The sequence below is a fragment of the Ramlibacter sp. genome, assembly GCF_035548915.1.
Lineage (GTDB): Bacteria > Pseudomonadota > Gammaproteobacteria > Burkholderiales > Burkholderiaceae_C > Ramlibacter.
The window spans coordinates 142,242-159,183 of sequence record NZ_DASZSE010000051.1; the positions used below are offsets into that span (position 1 = coordinate 142,242).

Genomic DNA, 16,942 nt, shown 5'->3' on the forward strand with positions numbered 1-16,942 from the left:
GTGAACGATCGCGCGCGCGATTCGGACCTGCAGTACACGCGCCGGCTCGGGCACGAACTGCGCACGCCGCTGAACGCCGTGCTCGGCTTCAGCATGCTGCTCTTGCGCGACGCGAACCTCACGCAGCACCAGCGCGAGCGCATCGGACTCATCGAAACGGCGGGCAAGCAACTGCTCGAGCGGATCGACCGCCTGCTGGAGGACGCGACGATCGTCCCGCGCCATGGCGACGGCTCGGCCGTGCCGCCCGGCGCGCGTCCTCAGCCCGAGGAGCGGCCCGCGCGGTTGCCGCGCCTCGAGACCGATCAGCAGGTGCAGGGCACCGTGCTGGTGGTGGACGACACGCCTTCGAACGTCGAACTGCTGACGCAGCTGCTCGCGTCCCAGGGCACGAGCGTGCTCGCGGCCGACAGCGGCGAGCGCGGCCTGGCACTCGCGCGCGAGCGCGAGCCGGACGTGATCCTGCTCGACGTGCAGATGCAGGGCATGACGGGCTTCCAGACCTGCGCGGCGCTGAAGGCCGATGCGCGCACGCGGGCGATTCCCGTGATCTTCATGACCGTCATCAGCGATGCGACGGCGAAGATCGCCGCGTTCGAAGCCGGTGCGGCCGACTACGTGACCAAGCCGTTCCACGTCGATGAGGCGCTCGCCCGCGTGAACACCCAGCTGCGGCTCACGCAGAGCCAGAAGCAGCTCGCCGGGCTCAACGCCGAACTCGAAGCGCGCGTCGCGCAGCGCACGGCGCAGCTCGAAGCGGCGCACCGCGACTTGCAGGCCTTTTGCTATTCGATGGCGCACGACCTGCGCGGCCCGCTCGGTGCGCTCGACGGGTTCAGCGTGCTGCTCGCGGAGCTGCTCCAGGGCGAAACCAGCCAGCGCGCGCGTCACTATCTGGGGCGCATCCGCGGCGGCGTGCAGCAGATGGACGCGCTCACCGAGGCGCTGCTCGCCCTTGCGCACCTGAGCCTGCGCGACCAGAAGGGCGAGACGGTGTCGCTGTCGCAGCTCGCGCGCGACGCGATCGAGCGGCATCGCGCCGCCGACTCGCAGCGGCACGTGGACGTGAAGATCGAACCCGATCTCGATGTGATGGCCGACCCGGGGCTCATGAACCTGCTGGTCGATCACCTCGTGGACAACGCGTGGAAGTTCACCGCGCGCGAGGCCCGGGCCGTGATCGAGGTGGGCCGCGCGCGGCAGGGGCAGGCGGGCTCGGACGTCTTTTTCGTGCGCGACAACGGCACCGGCTTCGACATGGCCTACGCGGACAAGCTCTTCCGTCCGTTCCAGCGGCTGCACGGCAATTCGGATTTCGAGGGCGTGGGGATCGGCCTCGCGATCGTCGACCGCATCGTGCTCAGGCACGGCGGCCGCGTGTGGGCCGAAGCGTCGCCGGGGGAGGGGACGACGATCTACTTCACGATGCCCCTGGGCGAGGCGCGGGAGCGTCTCGGTGAAAGCAGCGGGCTCACCGCGCCGTCCTGACGCAGGCGGCGCGGTGTCCCGACAGGGTCAGGTCCCGTACTTGCCGAGCTCCCACTTCGCGATCGCGTTGCGGTGCACTTCGTCGGGGCCGTCGGCGAATCTCAGCGTGCGCGCGCCGGCATAGGCATACGCGAGCGGAAAATCGTCGCTCACGCCCCCGCCGCCGTGCGCCTGGATCGCCCAGTCGATCACCTGGCAGGCCATGTTCGGCGCCACCACCTTGATCATCGCGATCTCGGTCTTCGCGGCCTTGTTGCCCGCCACGTCCATCATCCACGCGGCTTTCAGCGTGAGAAGCCGCGCCATGTCGATCCGGCAGCGTGCCTCGGCGATGCGTTCCTGCGTCACGGTCTGCTGCGCCACCGTCTTGCCGAATGCGACGCGAGAGGACGCGCGCCTGCACATCAGCTCCAGCGCGCGTTCGGCAAGACCGATGAGCCGCATGCAGTGATGGATGCGCCCCGGGCCGAGGCGGCCCTGCGCGATCTCGAATCCGCGGCCTTCGCCGAGCAGGATGTTGCCCGCCGGCACGCGCACGTTTTCGAAATAGACTTCCGCGTGGCCGTGCGGCGCATCGTCGTAGCCGAAGACGCTCAGGCTGCGCACGATGCGGATGCCCGGCGCGTCCGACGGCACGACGATCATGCTCTGCTGCGAATGCTTGGGGGCCTCCGGGTCGGTCTTGCCCATCGTGATGAACACCTTGCAGCGCGGATCGTTGGCGCCGGAAGTCCACCACTTGTGGCCGTTGATCACGTACTCGTCGCCCTGGCGCTCCATGCGCGTCTGGATGTTGGTCGCGTCCGACGAAGCGACTTCGGGCTCCGTCATCGCGAACGCCGAGCGGCATTCGCCCGCAAGGAGCGGCTTCAGCCACTTCGCCTTGATCTCCTCGGAGCCGTAGCGCGCGATCGTCTCCATGTTGCCGGTGTCGGGCGCCGAGCAGTTGAAGACTTCGCTCGCCCAGGGCACGCGGCCCATGATCTCCGCGAGCGGCGCGTATTCCTGGTTCGTGAGGCCCGCGCCGCCGTAGCCGGACGCTTCGGCGGTATCCACCGGCAGGAAGAGGTTCCACAGCCCCGCTTCGCGCGCCTTGGGCTTCAGTTTCTCGATGGTTGCGAGCGGCTGCCAGCGGTTTCCCGCCGAGGTGTGCGCGGCGAGTTCGTCCTTGTACGCCTTCTCGTTCGGATAGACGTGCTCGTCCATGAATCGCATGAGGCGCTCCTGCAGCTGCCTCGTCTTTGGGGAATATTCGAAGTCCATCGTCTGCTCTCCTCGAGTGTCGTTTCCTGGGATGCCGGTGTTCAGGCCTTCTGCGCGAAGGTCCATGCCAGTTCGGCCATGGGGCGCGCGCTGGCGCCGGAAGCGGCGGCCTGCGCGCTCGATGCGGTTCCCGCCTCCACGCGCTTGGCGATGCCTTGCAGGATGGCGGCGATGCGAAACATGTTGTAGGCGAGATAGAAATTCCAGTCGGCCTTCAGCTCGGCGGGCGTCGCGATGCGCGTGCGATCGCACCAGCGGCGCACGTATTCGTCCTCCGAAGGGATGCCGAGCGCGGCGAGGTCCAGCCCGCCGATGCCGCGGAACGCTCCGTGCGGGATGTGCCACGACATGCAGTGGTAGCTGAAGTCCGCAAGGGGATGGCCGAGTGTGGAGAGTTCCCAGTCGAGCACCGCGATCACGCGCGGCTCGGTGGGATGGAACATGAGGTTGTCCAGGCGGTAGTCGCCGTGCACGATCGACACCTTGCTTTCGTCGCGCGCGGCAGCTGGGATGTGCGCGGGAAGCCACTCGACGAGCCGTTCCATCTCGGGGATCGGCTGCGACATCGGGCCCGCGCCGTCGGCCGACGCCTTGTACTGCTTGCTCCAGCGGCCGATCTGGCGTTCGAAGTAGTTGCCGGGCTTGCCGTAGTTCGCGAGTCCGCGCTCGGCGAACTTCACGGTGTGCAGCGCGGCCATCACCCGGTTCATCTCGTCGTAGATCTCGGCGCGACCCGCGCCGTCCATGCCCGGCAGCGACTGGTCCCACAGCACGCGGCCCGACATGAACTCCATCACGTAGAAAGCGCGGCCGATCACCGATTCGTCCTCGCAGAGGCCGTACATCCTCGGCACGGGAACGTCCGTGCCGGCGAGGCCGCTCATCACGGCGTATTCGCGCTCGATCGCGTGCGCCGAGGGCAGGAGCTTCGCAACGGGTGCCGGCTTCGAGCGCATCACGTACGAGCGAGCCGGCGTCGTGAGCTTGTAGGTGGGATTGGACTGGCCGCCCTTGAACATCTCTACGGTGAGCGGGCCGCGGAAGCCGTCGAGATGCGACTCGAGCCAGCCCACGAGCGCCGCGGTATCGAAGGCATGCTGGTCGGACACCGGCCGGGTGCCGATGAAGTGGTCGAATTCATTCATGGTGTGTGTCCGCGGCCGCGGCAATGATGTGTGTTCGCGGTCGCGGCAATGATGTGGGTTCGCGGTCGCGGCAATGATGTGATTTCGCGGCCGCGGCAATGATGTGTATTTGCGGCCGCGAAGTGCGCGAGCCGCGCGTCAGATCTGCTGATCCGCGATGCGCATCAGCGCGTCCCGGTTTCTCACGACGAGCCCGCCCGGCTCGATGCGGATCACTTCCTCGCGCTCCATCGACTTCAGTTCCTGGTTCACGCGCTGGCGCGACGCGCCCAGCAGCTGCGCGAGTTCCTCCTGCGCGAGCTGCAATCCGATGCGTACCTCGCGCCCATCCGAGAGCGAGGGAACTCCATAGCTGCGGATGAGGTGCGTGAGCTGCTTGGCAAGGCGCGCGCGCAGGGGCAGCGTGTTCAGGTCCTCCACCAGCCCGAACAGCTGGCGGATGCGCCGCGCATGCAACCTGAGGAGCGCTTCGTACAGCTCCACGTGCTGCGTGAGGATCTTGCGCAGGTCGCCGCGCGACACGCACACGATCGTCGTGTCGCCATGCGCATACGCGTCGTGCGTGCGCCGGTCGCCGTCGAAGATCGCCACGTCGCCGAACCAGATGCCCGGCTCCACGTAGGTGAGAGTCACCTGCTTGCCCGTGACCGACGTCGAGCTCACCCGCACCGCGCCCTTCGCGCAGGCGATCCACTCCTCGGGCGGGTCGCCGCGCGCGGCGATCAGCTCGCCGTCCTTGAAGCGTTTGACGTAGGCGCATCGCAGGATGTCGTGCCTGAGAGAAGGTGAAAGCGACGAGAACCAGCGACCCGCATTGATCGCTGCACGTTCTTCGATGGTAAGCATGGGGTCGTCCACGGTCTGTCCTCTTAGCGACTGGCGCGCGCGGCCATTGTCGCGCCAGCGACCCGTCCGCCGTCCCCGGGTTGTCACACGAGCGGCGCGCGCCTGGCTGCCTTACTCGTAGCGCGCGGGCTTCTTCCCGAGAAACGCCGCGATGCCGATGCCCGCGTTCGGATGATGGAGGTTGCGAACGAAATGGTCGCGCTCGGCCGCGAGCTGCGCATCGAGCGTGTTGGCCGGCGCATCCGAAAGCAGCTCCTTCACGCTCGCCAAGGCGTTGGGGGCGCGTTCGTCGAGCCTGCGCGCGAGCGCCAGTGCTTCGGCGAGGGCGCCCCCGGCGGGCGTGACGCGGTTCACGATGCCCATCTGCGCGAGGCGCGCGCTTCCCACGCGCTCGGCGAGCATCACGAGCTCGCTCGCGAGCTGGCGCGGCATCGAGCGCGCGAGGCTCCACGTTGCGCCCGCATCGGGCGACAGGCCGACGGTCGTGTACGCCATCACGAAAACGGCGTTGTCGGCCGCCACGATGAAGTCGCACGCGAGCGCGAGCGAGAACCCCGCGCCGGCCGCCGCACCCTCGACTGCGGCGATCACCGGTTTCGGAAACGTGCGGATCGCCTCGATCCAGCTGTGCAGCGCTTCCACGCTTTCGGCCTGCACGGCCGGTGGCCGCTCGCGGTTGGCGATCAGGCGCTGCAGGTTGCCGCCCGCGCAGAACGTCGCGCCTTCGCCCGTGATCACCACGCTGCGAATGTCCGCGTTGCGTTCGGCGGCGTTCAGCGCTTCGACGCCCGCCGCGTAGATCTCCGGCCCGAGCGCATTGCGCAGTTCGGGGTTGGAGATGGTGAGCACCATCGTGCGTCCTTCACTCGTGCTCTTCAGCTCGGCGGCCATCGCGTCATTCCTCCTCGTGCGTCAGCGACAGGCCGATCGCGCCCCTGCGGCGCAGCCACGGGCTCGGGCGATAGCGCGGGTCGCCGTAGACGGTCTGCATGTTGAAGAGGACTTCGAGCACGTTCGCCGGTCCCCAGCGGTCGCCCATCGCAAGCGGCCCCATCGGGTAGCCGAGGCCGAGCGTCACGGCGGTTTCGAGGTCCTTCGGCGAGCAGATGCGCTGCTGGCAGATGTCGGACGCGATGTTGACGATGGTGGCGAGCACGCGCTGCGTGACGAAGCCCGCCGAGTCGCGGATCACGCTCACGGCCTTGCCGTCCCTTGCGAAGAGGGCGTGGGCCGCATCGCGCATGTCGGCGCGCGTGGCGGGGTTGGTCGCGAGCACGCGGCGCTTCGTGGCGGCGTCCTCCACGAGCAGGTCGATGCCGACGGTGCGCGCCGGATCGAGCCGTTCCACGACCGCGACGGTCGTGACGTCGAAGCCGAGCGGGGCGACCACCGTGAGCGCCTGCGGCGAGGGCGACGGGTCGGTCTCGATTTTCGCGCCGAGGTCCTTCAGGAGCTGGTAGAGCTCGGCTCGGCGCGCCGCGCGCGTGGAAACCCACACGGGCGGGGTCTCGCCGACTTGCGGCACGGCGGGTTCGGCAGGGACCTGCGCCTTGCCCTCGGCGTACGCGTAGAAGCCTTCGCCCGACTTGCGCCCGACCACGCCGCCTGCGAGACGCTGCGCGGTGATCACGCTCGGGCGGAACCGCGGCTCGTCGTAGTACTGGCGGTAGATCGACTCCATCACCGGATGCGAGACGTCGAGCGCCGTGAGGTCGAGCAGTTCGAACGGGCCGAGCCGGAAGCCGGCCTGGTCCTTCAGGATGCGATCGATGGTGGCGAAATCGGCCACACGCTCGCTCGCGATCCGCAGTGCTTCGGTGATGTAGCCGCGCCCCGCGTGGTTGACGATGAAGCCCGGCGTGTCCTCGGCGCGCACGGGCGTGTGGCCCATCTGGCGCGCATAGTCCGCGAGCGCATCGATCACGGCCGGATCGGTCTTCAGGCCCGCGATCACCTCCACCACTTTCATGAGCGCAACCGGATTGAAGAAGTGATAGCCCGCCACGCGCTGCGGCCGCGCGAGGCCCGCGGCGATCGCGGTCACCGGCAGCGACGAGGTGTTGGTGGCGAGCACCGCGTCCTCGCGCACGATGCGCTCGAGCTCGGCAAAGAGCGACTTCTTCACGTCGAGGCGTTCGACCACGGCCTCGATCACGAGGTCGCAATCGGCCAGGTCCTGCAGCGAAGCGGCCACCCGCAGGCGCTCTTCGCAGGCGCGCACGCCTGCCGCATCCATCCGGCCTTTTTCCTTCAGGCGGGCCCACTGTGTGACGATTTCGTCACGTCCACGCGACGCCGCCCCCTCCAGAGTGTCGAAGATTCGCACGATGCTGCCCGCCTGTGCTGCAATCTGGGCAATGCCTCGTCCCATGGCGCCCGCACCCGCGACGCCGACTGTGCTGAAACGTATCTGCATCGCCACGATTATCGGGTGCAGGGGTTCCCGGGGAGGAGTGGACGAGTTTACAATATGTTACTGATGGATTTGCGTCGTCTGACATGCCTCTTAGCGCTCGCGGCGCTGGCGGTCTTCTCATCGCCCGAATCGCTGGCTCTCGGGTTGGGGCATGCGCGCGGCGCCGTGTTCATCGGCCGCCCGCTGAACGTCGCGATCCCGGCCACCATGGAAAGCGACGATCCCGCATCGCCCTGCGTCGATGCGGATGTGTTCCAGGGCGACTCGCGCATGAACGCTCGGCGCGTGACGACGCAATGGGAGCCTGCCGCTTCGGGCGGCGGCACGGTCCGCGTGCTGAGCGAGTCGGTCGTGGAGGAGCCCGTCGTCACGATCTACCTGCGCGTCGGCTGCCTCAACAAGATCACGCGTCGCTACGTGCTGCTCGCCGAGCAGCCGCCCGACGCCGAACCGTTCCCCGCCGCCCGTGCAACGCCGCCCCTCGTGCGTCCTTCGGCGAGCTCCGTGTCGGCCGTGCCGAGCGCTGTGCCTCGTGCTCTGCCGAGCGGCGCGCCGAGCGCTGTGCCGGCGGCGGTGTCCGCTTCGCCCGCCGCTTTGCCCGCGCCATTGCCCCGTGCCGAGCCGCTTCGCATCCAGCCCGCGCCGCGCATCGAGCCGAAGAAATCCCTCCGGCGCACTGAACGTGCCGCCGCGAGCAAGCCCCCATCGGTGGTGCGGGCCGAGTCCCGGCTGAAACTCGAGCCGCTGGACCTCTCGACCGAACGCGATCCTTCGCTGAAGACCACTCAGCGTCTGCAGGCCGCCCCGTCGATGGATGACCCGACGCGGCAGCAGGCGGCCGCGATGTGGCGCGTGCTGAGCGCGGGTCCGGAGGAGGCGATTCGCAACGGCGAACGCATCGTGGCGCTGGAGCGCGAGATGCGTTCGCTGCACGACCTCGTGACCCGCAACACGGCCGCGGTGGAGCTCATGCGCGAGCAGACGGAAAAGGCGCGGGGCGAACGCAACCTGATGGCGACACTCGCGCTCTTCCTGGGCATCGGACTGGTGGCCGCCGTCATCGCCGCCGTATGGGTCGCGCGTTCGCGCTTCATGCAGCCGCGCGCGAAGGCCGCGTGGTGGGGCGCCGGCGCGCAGCCGGCCGAGGCCGACAGCGAATTCGACGAATCGATGCAAGCCGAGCCGCGTCGGGCCGCGCCAGCGGAGCCGCCCGCGGCGCGCGCCTCGGAGGCGCCCGACATCGACCTGTCGGAAGCACCGGCTCTCGAGGCGCCGCAGCGTGCCGCGCGTTCGCGCGAAGCCCTCGCGGAGCGCGCGCCGAGCAGCCGCTGGTCGAACTCGGATTTTTCGAGCAGCCTGCCCGGCAGCGCGCGCAACCTGAAGGCCGAGGAGCTGATCGACATCCAGCAGCAGGCGGACTTCTTCCTGTCCATCGGCCAGCCCGAACGCGCCATCGCGCTTCTGGAAAACCACCTGCAGCAGCAAGGCGAGACGAGCGCGCTCGCCTGGCTCGATCTGCTCGAGATCTACCACGACCTCGGCCAGCGCGAGGAGTACGACCGCGTGCGCGGCTCGTTCCAGGACCGCTTCAACGCGCACGTGCCGGAGTTCGACGACTATCGCCGCGAAAGCGCGGGGCTCGAGAACTACGGGCGCGCACTGTCGCGCATCGAAAGCCTGTGGCCCGGGCACCGCGTGCTGGAAGTCATCGAGGAATCGCTCCTGCGCCGGCCCGGCGCCGACGATTCGGAAGGGTTCGATCTCGAGGCCTACCGCGAACTCGTGCTGCTCTACAACATCGCTCGCGAAGTGGCCACGCGCGACGATCGCGAAACCGCCCCCACGAAGGAAGACACGTCGAAATTCTTCGAGACGCAGGTGCAGCCGCTTTCCGCCCTTCAACCGCACCCGGGCGTGGGCGAGGAGCCGACCGACTTCCTCGAGCTGGAGCCCAACACGGGCGTCGACATCGACCTCGAATTCCTCGATCCGCCGCCGGGCGCGCCTGGCGCCGCGCCGGCGCCTCAGGTCGAGGAGCCGCTCATCGGTCTCGACGAACTGGACTGGCGATCGCTGCGCCGCTGAGACCGACTGTCTCGTCTCGCGCGGCGCGGGCGGCGGCCGCGCTGGCGAGCATGGCGAGCACGAGGCCCGCGAAGCCGGCCCAGTGAAGCTGCATGAATCCGCCATTCAGGATGACCCAGCCGCCGCTGGCCGCGCCGATCGCCTGGCCCGCGTACATCGCGGAGCTGTTGAGCGCGATCGAGCCGGACGCAAGCGAGGGCGCGAGGCTCACGAGCCGTGCCTGCTGCGCCGAGTTCGTGGAAAAGCAGCCGAGCGCCCACGGCAGGCAGACCGCCGCGGCCGTCGCGAGCGTGCTGCCCATGGACCAGGCCGCGAGGCCGAGCGCCATCAGTGCGAGCCCGATCATCACGGCGCGGTGGTTTCCGAGGCGGTCGATGTATCTTGACATCAGCACGTTGCCAAGGAGGCCGGCGGCGCCGAACCACATGAAGAGCGCGCTCAGCGCGCCGGGCGAGATGTCGAGCCTTTCCTTGAAGTAGGGCGCGAAATACGAGAACTGCGAGAACTGCCCGGCCGAGGAGAGAACCGTCACCGCGAGGCACAGCAGAAGCGTTCGCGAACTGAACACCTGGCCCCACGCCGCCGTGGAGAGCGCGGGCGGCTTCACCCCGCGCGGCATGCTGCGCCAGATCCACACGGTGCTCACGAGGCCGAGGACGCCGACCACGGCGAACGCGCTGCGCCATCCGAGCGTGCCGCCGAGGAAGGCGGAAAGCGGCATGCCCAGCACGGACGCCAGCGACCAGCCGACGAAGATGAACGTGATCGCCCGTCCGCGCTGATGGGGCGGCACGAGCATGCCCACGCATGCAGCGGCCTGCGGCGTGAAGATCGCGGGCGAGAGCATCGTGATCACGCGCAGGGGCAGGAGCTCGCCGATATCCGTGGCCGCGGCGCTCACGAGGTGCATCAGCGCGTACCAGAGCATGCTGAGCATGAGAAGGCGCCGCCGGTCCCAGCTGCCCACCACTGCCGCCATCACGGGCGCGCCGATCGCCATCAGCAGCGCCGCCGCGGAAATCAACTGCCCCGCGACCGCGATCGAGACGTCGAGCGAGCTGCTGATTTCGTTGAGCGTCCCAGGCACCACCATCACGCCGGTGCCGATCACGAAGTTGCCGAAGAGAAGAGGCCAGACCACGGCCGGCAGCCGTTGTCCGCGAGCGTCGATGTTCGTTGCCGATGTCATGCGCGCCGCTTCCTCTCAGCGCCTCACCTGGAGCGCGCCCGGATTGACGATGTTCGTCGGCGTCCCCTTGATGAAGTTGACGACGTTGTCGAAGGCGGCGCCGAAGTAGAGCTCGTAGGCTTGCTGCTCGACATAGCCGATGTGAGGCGTGCAGATGCAGTTCTCGAGGCGCAGCAGCGCATGCCCTTGCAGGATCGGCTCGCTTTCGAACACGTCGATGGCGGCCATGCCGGGCCGGCCGCGGTTCAAGCCCGCGATGAGGGCTTCCGGCTCGATCAGCTCGGCACGCGATGTGTTCACCAGCAGCGACGTCGGCTTCATGAGGTTCAGGTCGTCCAGCCGAACGATACCGAAAGTCTCCTCGTTCAGGCGCAGGTGCAGACTCAGGACGTCGCTTTGCGCGAACACCTCTTCCCGGCTGGCCGCGGCATCGTAGCCGTCCGCCACGGCTTTGTCGCGCGACGCGGGGCTGCCCCACACCACGACCCGCATGCCGAACGCCCGGCCGTAGCCCGCCACGAGCTGGCCGATCTTGCCGTAGCCCCAGATGCCGAGCACCTTGCCCTGCAGCACCATGCCCAGCCCGAAATTGGGCGGCATCGAAGCCGCCTTCATGCCCGACTGCTGCCAGGCGCCGTGCTTCAGGTTGCTGATGTACTGCGGCAGGCGGCGCATGGAGGCCATCATCAGGGCCCAGGTGAGCTCGGCCGGCGCCACGGGCGAGCCGACGCCTTCGGCCACGGCGATGCCGCGTTCCGTGCACGCTTCGATGTCGATGTGAGAGCCGACGCGCCCGGTCTGCGCGATGAGTTTCAGGCGCGGCAGCTTCTCGATGAGCTGGCGGGTGAGGTGCGTGCGTTCGCGGATCAGGACGATCACGTCGGCATCGCGCAGGCGCACGGAGAGCTGCCCGATGCCCTTGACGGTGTTGGTGAAGACCTTGGCGGGGTACGGCTCCAGCTTGGATGCGCTCTGGAGCTTACGCACCGCGTCCTGGTAATCGTCAAGGATCACGATGTTCATGGGCCCGGATTGTGCCTTGCCCGGCAGGGACGGGCGCCTCACTGTAGCATCGCGGCTTTTACTTACACGAACGGAGACCCCGCATGGCGATCACGATGTACTCGGCCGGTGTGCCGACCTTTCAGCACACGCTGCGCAATCTGATCCACATCCTCGAGAAGGCCGAGGCCTTCGCGCAGGCGCGCAAGTTCGACCCGGCCGTCCTCACGACCTACCGCCTCGCGCCGGACATGCTGCCCTTCACGCGGCAGATCCAGATCGCGTGCGACGGACCGAAGAACGGCGTGGCGCGCATCTGCGGCCTGGAAGCCCCGAAGTTCGACGATGGCGAGACGACCTTCCCGGAACTGAAGGCCCGCATCCAGAAGACGCTCGATTTCCTGGCGACCATCACGCCCGAGGCAATGAACGGCACCGAGGACAAGGACATCACGTTCCCGGTCGGCCGCGACACCACCCGCACGATGAAGGCAGAGGCTTACCTCAAGCACTGGGTGCTGCCCAACTTCTTCTTCCACGTCGTGACCGCGTACGACATCCTGCGCCACAACGGCGTGGACCTGGGCAAGACCGACTATCTCGCCGGTCCGCAGAAGGGCTGACCTTCGAGCGCGGCGAGCCGTTCGAGCTCGGCGCAAACGTCGGCCATGCGGCCGGCAATCACCATGCGGCCGGCCGCCGAGCGGCCGCAGCCGCGGTCGACGAGCCGCACGACGCGCAGCGGCGGCCGCGCGGTGCGCCGCATGCAGGCGGGCTGCAGCACGGGTTGCGCAACCGGCGCGGGTGCCGTGCGCCCCGCAGCGCTCGCCTGCGGCGGCATAAGCCAGTCGAAGAATGCCTGCACCGGTGCGAGCAGGGTGGAAAAAAGACGCAGTGCACTTGCCATGGGAACTCCTGGTCAGGGGGCACGGCAGGATTGCTCTGGGAAAGCTCCGCTCACCAGGGTGTTGGCCTTGTGCCAAACGCCTGCCACCTGTGCGCGAAGCGGGAACTACACGAGGGTCACATCAGCATCGTGTTGCGGATGAGACCGACTGCGATGCCTTCCACTTCGAACGGCTCGCCGGGCTCGACCACGATCGTGGGGTAGTCCGGGTTTTCAGGATGCAGTTCGATGAGGTGCTTGTTGCGCCGGAATCGCTTGACCGTGACTTCGTCGCCGATGCGCGCCACGATGATCTGGCCGTTCTTCACTTCCTTGGTGGCTTGCACGGCAAGGAGATCGCCGTCCATGATGCCGGCGTCGCGCATCGACATGCCGCGCACCTTCAGCAGGTAATCCGGCCTGCGCTGGAACAGCGTGGACTCCACGTAATACGTCTGGTCGACGTGTTCCTGCGCGAGGATCGGCGAGCCTGCGGCGACGCGCCCGATGAGCGGCAGCGCGAGTTGCGCGAGCGACTGCAGCGGCAGCGAGAACTGCTTGCTGCGTTCCTCGTTGATCGAGCGCAGCATCTCGCGCTTCAGCCGGATGCCGCGCGAGGTGCCGCTCACGAGTTCGATCACACCCTTGCGTGCGAGCGCCTGCAAATGTTCTTCCGCCGCATTGGCGGACTTGAAGCCGAGTTCGGCGGCGATTTCCGCGCGAGTGGGCGGCGCACCCGTGCGCGCGATGGCGCTCTGGATCAGGTCCAGAATCTGCTGCTGGCGGGCGGTGAGCTTGGGCGTTTCCATCGTGGCGGCACTCCTGTGCACTCCTGTGCGTTGCCTGTCTCGATATCCAGTACCTGTATTTTTTAACAGTTCGCGGAAAAGTGCAAGCGATGGCAAAGAAGATTGTGGTTCTGGGCACCGGTGGAACGGTTGCGGGGCGCGCGGCGTCGCGCGCGGACAACATCGGCTATGTGGCGGGGCAGGTCGCGGTGGCCGATCTGCTCGCGGGCGTCGCGCCGCCTGCGGGCGTCGAAGTCGAATGCGAGCAGGTCGCGCAGATCGACAGCAAGGACATGGATTCGCAGACGTGGCGACGACTCGCGCTGCGTTGCGCGCACTGGCTGGCTGAACCCGAAGTGACGGGCATCGTCGTCACGCATGGCACGGACACGATGGAGGAGACAGCCTTTTTCCTCCAATCGCTTCTCGCGCCCGCGAAGCCCGTCGTGCTCACGGGTGCGATGCGCCCCGCAACGTCGCTCGCCGCGGATGGTCCCGCGAACATCGCGGATGCGCTGCGCGTGGCGGCCGCGCCCGGCGCGCGCGGTGTCGTCGTGGTGTTCGCAGGCGGCGTGCACGGCGCGCGAGACGTCCTGAAGCAGCACCCTTATCGCATCGATCCGTTCGTGTCGGCGGATGCGGGCTGTGTCGGCTACGTGGAAGAAGGGGTCGTGCGCCAGGTGCGCGCGTGGCCCGAAGGCGGACTCGACGTGGCCGATGCTGCGCTTCGCGCGATGGAGCGTGCAACGCCCTGGCCGCGCGTGGAGATCGTGCTGAACCACGCGGGCGCCGATGGCCGCATCGTGTCCGCGCTCGTGGGCGACGGAGTGCAGGGCATCGTTGCCGCGGGCACGGGCAACGGCACGCTGAGCGCCGGGCTCGAAGCGGCTCTGCTCGGGGCGCAGGCATCGGGCGTGCGCGTCGTGCGGGCAAGCCGTTGCGAGCAGGGCCGCGTGATCTCGCACGGGCGCGGACCCTTCCCCGACTCGGGCGGCCTCACGGCCGTCAAGGCGCGAATCGAGCTGATCCTGAAACTGCTGGCCGCAGCCGCGTGAGCGCTGCTAGGTCGAAAGCGCCTGCAGCGCGCGCGCGGTGATGTCGTCGACGCTGCCGATGCCGTCGATCTTGCGGTATTTCGGCGCGTTCGCGGGATCGGCGCTCGCCCAGGCCGCGTAGTAGTCCACGAGCGGACGCGTCTGCGCGGCGTAGACCGCCAGGCGCTTTTGCACCGTCTCTTCCCTGTCGTCGTCGCGCTGGATCAGCGGCTCGCCCGTCACGTCGTCGCGGCCTTCGACTTTCGGCGGATTGAACTTGATGTGATAAGTGCGACCCGACGCCGGATGCGAACGCCGGCCGCTCATGCGCTCGACGATGGCCTCGAAGGGCACTTCGATCTCCAGCACGTAATCGATCTTCACGCCGGCCGCCTTCATCGCTTCGGCCTGCGGGATGGTGCGCGGAAAGCCGTCGAAGAGAAATCCGTTCACGCAGTCCGGCTCGCGGATGCGTTCCTTCACCAGGCCGATGATGATGTCGTCGCTCACGAGCGCGCCGGAGTCCATCACTTTTTTCGCCGCGAGGCCGAGCGGCGTGCCGGCCTTCACCGCCGCGCGCAGCATGTCGCCCGTGGAGATCTGCGGGATGCCGTATTTCCCGCAGATGAATGCTGCTTGCGTGCCCTTTCCGGCACCGGGCGCGCCCAACAAGATCAGTCTCATGGATGGTCCTCGAAAACGAATGCGCAATCCGTGGCGCTGCGCAAGCGGCGGGCCGTCCTTCGCGCGCTTCACCGCACTTCACCGCTCTTCGCGCATCATCTGCAGCGAGGATAGCATGTGGCCCCCCGCGAGAAGTTTACGTGGATCAAGCGTTCTTCAGGCCGCCTCGAACCACTTGCGCACGCGCTCCAGGTCCTGCGGCGTATCCACGCCCGGGCCGGGTTCGTGCGCCGTGACATGCACCGCGATGCGCCTGCCGTGCCAGAGCGCGCGAAGCTGCTCCAGCGCCTCGAGCCGCTCGAGCGGCGACTGCGCGAGCCGGGGGAATTCGAGCAGGAACGAGGCCCGGTAACCGTAGATGCCCACGTGACGCAGGGCAGGCGGCTCGGGGAGCTGCTGCATGTCGCGCGCGAAGCCGTCGCGCCACCACGGAATGGTCGCGCGGCTGAAGTAGAGCGCGAGGCCCGCCGCATCGGTGACGACCTTCACCACGTTCGGGTTGTGCAGTTCGTGCGGGTCGCGGATCGCATGCGCGGCCGTGCTCATGGCGGCGCCCGGTTGTGCGTGCAGCAATTGCGCGACTTCGTCGATCAGCGACGGCGCGATGAGCGGCTCGTCGCCTTGCACGTTCACCACGATGTCGTCGGCCGCGAGGCCAAGGAGCGTGCAGGCTTCGGCGAGGCGGTCGCTGCCGGACGCATGATCGCCGCGCGTCATGAGTGCCTCCACGCCATGCGCGGCGCACGCGGCCTGCACTTTGTCGCTGTCGGTGGCGACCACGACGCGCGATGCGCGCGACTGCCGCGCCCGTTCGGCCACCCGCACGACCATCGGCTTGCCCGCGATGTCGGCGAGCGGCTTGTCCGGCAGGCGCGTGGAAGCGAGCCGCGCCGGAATGAGCACGGTGAAATCCATCAGGCAAGCGGCGTGCGGCGCGGCAAGCGTTCGAGTTCCTCGTCGCTCAAGGTGCGAGCCTGCTCTTCGAGCAGCACGGGAATGCCGTCGCGCACCGGATAGGCGAGCCGCGCGCTGCGCGAAATGAGCTCCTGGCGCTCGCGGTCGTAGTCGAGCGGCCCCTTGGTGACGGGGCACGCGAGCAGCTCAAGCAGCTTCGGGTCCATGGCGCGATGATAGCCCCGCGTCGTGTAGCCGATCGAGCAGCCGATCGAACGCATCCCAGAAGGCGGGGTCGATGCGCACTTCGAGCGGCACGCTCCACGCGTCGGGGCGCAAGCGCCAGAGCTTCGCGGCGTCTTTCTCCGTGCAGACGAGCGTGTCGCTCCCGGCAAGCTCGATGCCCTCGAAATCGTCGTGATCCGGCAGTGGCGTGCATCGCGCCGGGTGCAAGCCGGCGTCGCGCAGCATCGCGAAGAATGCATCGGGATTCGCGATGCCCGCGATCGCATGCAGCGGCTTCGACCGCAGCTCTTCAAGGGCGATGCGCGTTCCGTCGGCGCGAGCGCCTTGCGGCGCGAGCGATCGCGTGATGGCGTACCCGCCGAGCCGCGCCAAGGCGGGCGGTCTCAACACGAGGTCGACGTCGCGCGGCCAGCGCTCGCGCAAGGGTCCTGCCGGCAGCAGCCAGCCGTTGCCCGTCCCCCGTTCGTCGAAGACGCAGACCTCGACGTCGCGCGCGAGCGCCAAGTGCTGCAGGCCGTCGTCGCTCACGATCGCCTGCGTGTCGGGGTAGGCCGCGAGCAACGCGCGGGCCGCTTCGGCTCGGCGCGCCGCGACGAAGACCGGCACGCCGGTGCGCCGCCGGATGAGAAGAGGCTCGTCGCCCGAGTCCGCCGGGTCGGCGTGCGAATGCACTTCGCGGCAGCCGGTCGTCTTGCGGCCGAATCCTCGCGATACGACGCCGGCGCGCAATCCTCTTGCCTGCAGATGTTCGACCACCGCCATCACGACGGGGGTCTTGCCGGCGCCTCCGGCGACGACGTTGCCGACGACGACCACGGGCCGCGCAAGGCGTTCGCCGCGCAGCACGCCGAGCCGATACATCGCGCGCCGCAGCGCCACGGCCGCGGCATACGCCCACGCGAGCGGCAGCAGCAGGACGGCGAGTGCTCCGCGGTGCAGCCACGCGCGCTGCAGCGCGGCGCGCATGACGCGTTCC

At 68.4% G+C, this 16,942-nt stretch carries 17 protein-coding genes; 4 read left to right on the plus strand and 13 right to left on the minus strand.

All coding sequences use genetic code 11. From position 1 onward, the window contains the following. On the plus strand, positions 1 to 1,488 hold the full coding sequence (locus VHA82_RS23170) for a sensor histidine kinase (protein ID WP_325547565.1): 1,488 nt from the start codon (positions 1 to 3) through the stop codon (positions 1,486 to 1,488). A 27-nt stretch (positions 1,489 to 1,515) separates the two neighbouring features. Here the strand turns inward: VHA82_RS23170 and VHA82_RS23175 are convergent, their stop codons facing one another. The 5 genes from VHA82_RS23175 to VHA82_RS23195 all read right to left on the minus strand — a co-directional run bounded on the left by VHA82_RS23175 (position 1,516) and on the right by VHA82_RS23195 (position 7,158). Beyond that, positions 1,516 to 2,751: an acyl-CoA dehydrogenase family protein gene (locus tag VHA82_RS23175; protein ID WP_325547568.1), complete on the minus strand. Its 1,236-nt coding sequence runs from the start codon at positions 2,749 to 2,751 to the stop codon at positions 1,516 to 1,518. A gap of 41 nt (positions 2,752 to 2,792) precedes the next feature. Next, positions 2,793 to 3,896, minus strand: coding sequence for a phosphotransferase (locus VHA82_RS23180; RefSeq protein ID WP_325547570.1), 1,104 nt, complete (start codon positions 3,894 to 3,896; stop codon positions 2,793 to 2,795). A gap of 138 nt (positions 3,897 to 4,034) precedes the next feature. Next, positions 4,035 to 4,754 carry a Crp/Fnr family transcriptional regulator gene (locus VHA82_RS23185; protein ID WP_325547573.1) on the minus strand — a complete coding sequence of 240 codons (720 nt, stop codon included), beginning with the start codon at positions 4,752 to 4,754 and terminating at the stop codon, positions 4,035 to 4,037. Positions 4,755 to 4,853: 99 nt separating this feature from the next. Continuing rightward, positions 4,854 to 5,633, minus strand: coding sequence for an oxepin-CoA hydrolase, alternative type (locus VHA82_RS23190; protein ID WP_325547575.1), 780 nt, complete (start codon positions 5,631 to 5,633; stop codon positions 4,854 to 4,856). A gap of 4 nt (positions 5,634 to 5,637) precedes the next feature. Beyond that, positions 5,638 to 7,158, minus strand: coding sequence for a 3-hydroxyacyl-CoA dehydrogenase (locus tag VHA82_RS23195; protein WP_325547577.1), 1,521 nt, complete (start codon positions 7,156 to 7,158; stop codon positions 5,638 to 5,640). A gap of 63 nt (positions 7,159 to 7,221) precedes the next feature. Between VHA82_RS23195 and VHA82_RS23200 the strand changes: the two genes are divergently transcribed. Further along, a complete protein-coding gene (locus VHA82_RS23200; protein WP_325547579.1) occupies positions 7,222 to 9,243 on the plus strand; it encodes a hypothetical protein in 2,022 nt (673 codons plus the stop codon). Here VHA82_RS23200 and VHA82_RS23205 read toward each other — a convergent pair. Both VHA82_RS23205 and VHA82_RS23210 read right to left on the minus strand, forming a co-directional pair. Then, positions 9,200 to 10,432, minus strand: a complete 1,233-nt coding sequence (locus VHA82_RS23205; protein WP_325547581.1) for an MFS transporter — start codon at positions 10,430 to 10,432, stop codon at positions 9,200 to 9,202. The genes VHA82_RS23200 and VHA82_RS23205 overlap by 44 nt on opposite strands. Before the next feature lie 15 nt (positions 10,433 to 10,447). Beyond that, positions 10,448 to 11,455, minus strand: coding sequence for a D-2-hydroxyacid dehydrogenase family protein (locus tag VHA82_RS23210; RefSeq protein WP_325547583.1), 1,008 nt, complete (start codon positions 11,453 to 11,455; stop codon positions 10,448 to 10,450). Between the two features lie 83 nt (positions 11,456 to 11,538). On the opposite strand from VHA82_RS23210, the gene VHA82_RS23215 reads away from it, so the two are divergent. After that, positions 11,539 to 12,057 (plus strand): DUF1993 domain-containing protein, encoded by a 519-nt coding sequence (locus tag VHA82_RS23215; protein ID WP_325547585.1) that lies wholly within the window; start codon positions 11,539 to 11,541, stop codon positions 12,055 to 12,057. Here the strand turns inward: VHA82_RS23215 and VHA82_RS23220 are convergent. Together VHA82_RS23220 and lexA are read right to left on the minus strand one after the other, a co-directional pair. Then, positions 12,030 to 12,341: a hypothetical protein gene (locus tag VHA82_RS23220; RefSeq protein ID WP_325547588.1), complete on the minus strand. Its 312-nt coding sequence runs from the start codon at positions 12,339 to 12,341 to the stop codon at positions 12,030 to 12,032. The genes VHA82_RS23215 and VHA82_RS23220 overlap by 28 nt on opposite strands. Positions 12,342 to 12,457: 116 nt before the next feature. After that, positions 12,458 to 13,129, minus strand: coding sequence for a transcriptional repressor LexA (lexA, locus tag VHA82_RS23225; protein WP_325547590.1), 672 nt, complete (start codon positions 13,127 to 13,129; stop codon positions 12,458 to 12,460). An 89-nt stretch (positions 13,130 to 13,218) separates the two neighbouring features. Here lexA and VHA82_RS23230 point away from each other — a divergent pair, with 89 nt between their 5' ends. Beyond that, the gene (locus VHA82_RS23230; RefSeq protein WP_325547592.1) at positions 13,219 to 14,163 is read left to right on the plus strand and encodes an asparaginase; all 945 of its coding nucleotides are present in this window, start codon (positions 13,219 to 13,221) and stop codon (positions 14,161 to 14,163) included. A 6-nt stretch (positions 14,164 to 14,169) separates the two neighbouring features. Here the strand turns inward: VHA82_RS23230 and adk are convergent, their stop codons facing one another. The 4 genes from adk to lpxK all read right to left on the minus strand — a co-directional run bounded on the left by adk (position 14,170) and on the right by lpxK (position 16,932). Further along, positions 14,170 to 14,826 carry an adenylate kinase gene (gene adk / locus VHA82_RS23235; protein WP_325547594.1) on the minus strand — a complete coding sequence of 219 codons (657 nt, stop codon included), beginning with the start codon at positions 14,824 to 14,826 and terminating at the stop codon, positions 14,170 to 14,172. 156 nt (positions 14,827 to 14,982) lie between these two features. Further along, on the minus strand, positions 14,983 to 15,741 hold the full coding sequence (gene kdsB / locus VHA82_RS23240; protein ID WP_325547596.1) for a 3-deoxy-manno-octulosonate cytidylyltransferase: 759 nt from the start codon (positions 15,739 to 15,741) through the stop codon (positions 14,983 to 14,985). Then, on the minus strand, positions 15,741 to 15,947 hold the full coding sequence (locus VHA82_RS23245) for a Trm112 family protein (protein WP_325547598.1): 207 nt from the start codon (positions 15,945 to 15,947) through the stop codon (positions 15,741 to 15,743). Before VHA82_RS23245 ends, kdsB begins: the two co-directional genes overlap by 1 nt. Beyond that, positions 15,928 to 16,932 carry a tetraacyldisaccharide 4'-kinase gene (gene lpxK / locus VHA82_RS23250; protein WP_325547600.1) on the minus strand — a complete coding sequence of 335 codons (1,005 nt, stop codon included), beginning with the start codon at positions 16,930 to 16,932 and terminating at the stop codon, positions 15,928 to 15,930. Before lpxK ends, VHA82_RS23245 begins: the two co-directional genes overlap by 20 nt. Between the last annotated feature and the right edge of the window lie 10 nt (positions 16,933 to 16,942).

Excerpts from the sequence above, each read along its gene's own strand:
- VHA82_RS23175 (WP_325547568.1), bottom strand. The coding sequence starts at position 2,751 with ATGGACTTCGAATATTCCCCAAAGACGAGGCAGCTGCAGGAGCGCCTC.
- VHA82_RS23180 (WP_325547570.1), bottom strand. The coding sequence starts at position 3,896 with ATGAATGAATTCGACCACTTCATCGGCACCCGGCCGGTGTCCGACCAG.
- VHA82_RS23190 (WP_325547575.1), bottom strand. The coding sequence starts at position 5,633 with ATGGCCGCCGAGCTGAAGAGCACGAGTGAAGGACGCACGATGGTGCTC.
- VHA82_RS23195 (WP_325547577.1), bottom strand. The coding sequence starts at position 7,158 with ATGCAGATACGTTTCAGCACAGTCGGCGTCGCGGGTGCGGGCGCCATG.
- VHA82_RS23200 (WP_325547579.1), top strand. The coding sequence starts at position 7,222 with ATGGATTTGCGTCGTCTGACATGCCTCTTAGCGCTCGCGGCGCTGGCG.
- VHA82_RS23205 (WP_325547581.1), bottom strand. The coding sequence starts at position 10,432 with ATGACATCGGCAACGAACATCGACGCTCGCGGACAACGGCTGCCGGCC.
- VHA82_RS23210 (WP_325547583.1), bottom strand. The coding sequence starts at position 11,455 with ATGAACATCGTGATCCTTGACGATTACCAGGACGCGGTGCGTAAGCTC.
- VHA82_RS23215 (WP_325547585.1), top strand. The coding sequence starts at position 11,539 with ATGGCGATCACGATGTACTCGGCCGGTGTGCCGACCTTTCAGCACACG.
- VHA82_RS23220 (WP_325547588.1), bottom strand. The coding sequence starts at position 12,341 with ATGGCAAGTGCACTGCGTCTTTTTTCCACCCTGCTCGCACCGGTGCAG.
- lexA (WP_325547590.1), bottom strand. The coding sequence starts at position 13,129 with ATGGAAACGCCCAAGCTCACCGCCCGCCAGCAGCAGATTCTGGACCTG.
- VHA82_RS23230 (WP_325547592.1), top strand. The coding sequence starts at position 13,219 with ATGGCAAAGAAGATTGTGGTTCTGGGCACCGGTGGAACGGTTGCGGGG.
- adk (WP_325547594.1), bottom strand. The coding sequence starts at position 14,826 with ATGAGACTGATCTTGTTGGGCGCGCCCGGTGCCGGAAAGGGCACGCAA.
- kdsB (WP_325547596.1), bottom strand. The coding sequence starts at position 15,741 with ATGGATTTCACCGTGCTCATTCCGGCGCGGCTCGCTTCCACGCGCCTG.
- VHA82_RS23245 (WP_325547598.1), bottom strand. The coding sequence starts at position 15,947 with ATGGACCCGAAGCTGCTTGAGCTGCTCGCGTGCCCCGTCACCAAGGGG.
- lpxK (WP_325547600.1), bottom strand. The coding sequence starts at position 16,932 with ATGCGCGCCGCGCTGCAGCGCGCGTGGCTGCACCGCGGAGCACTCGCC.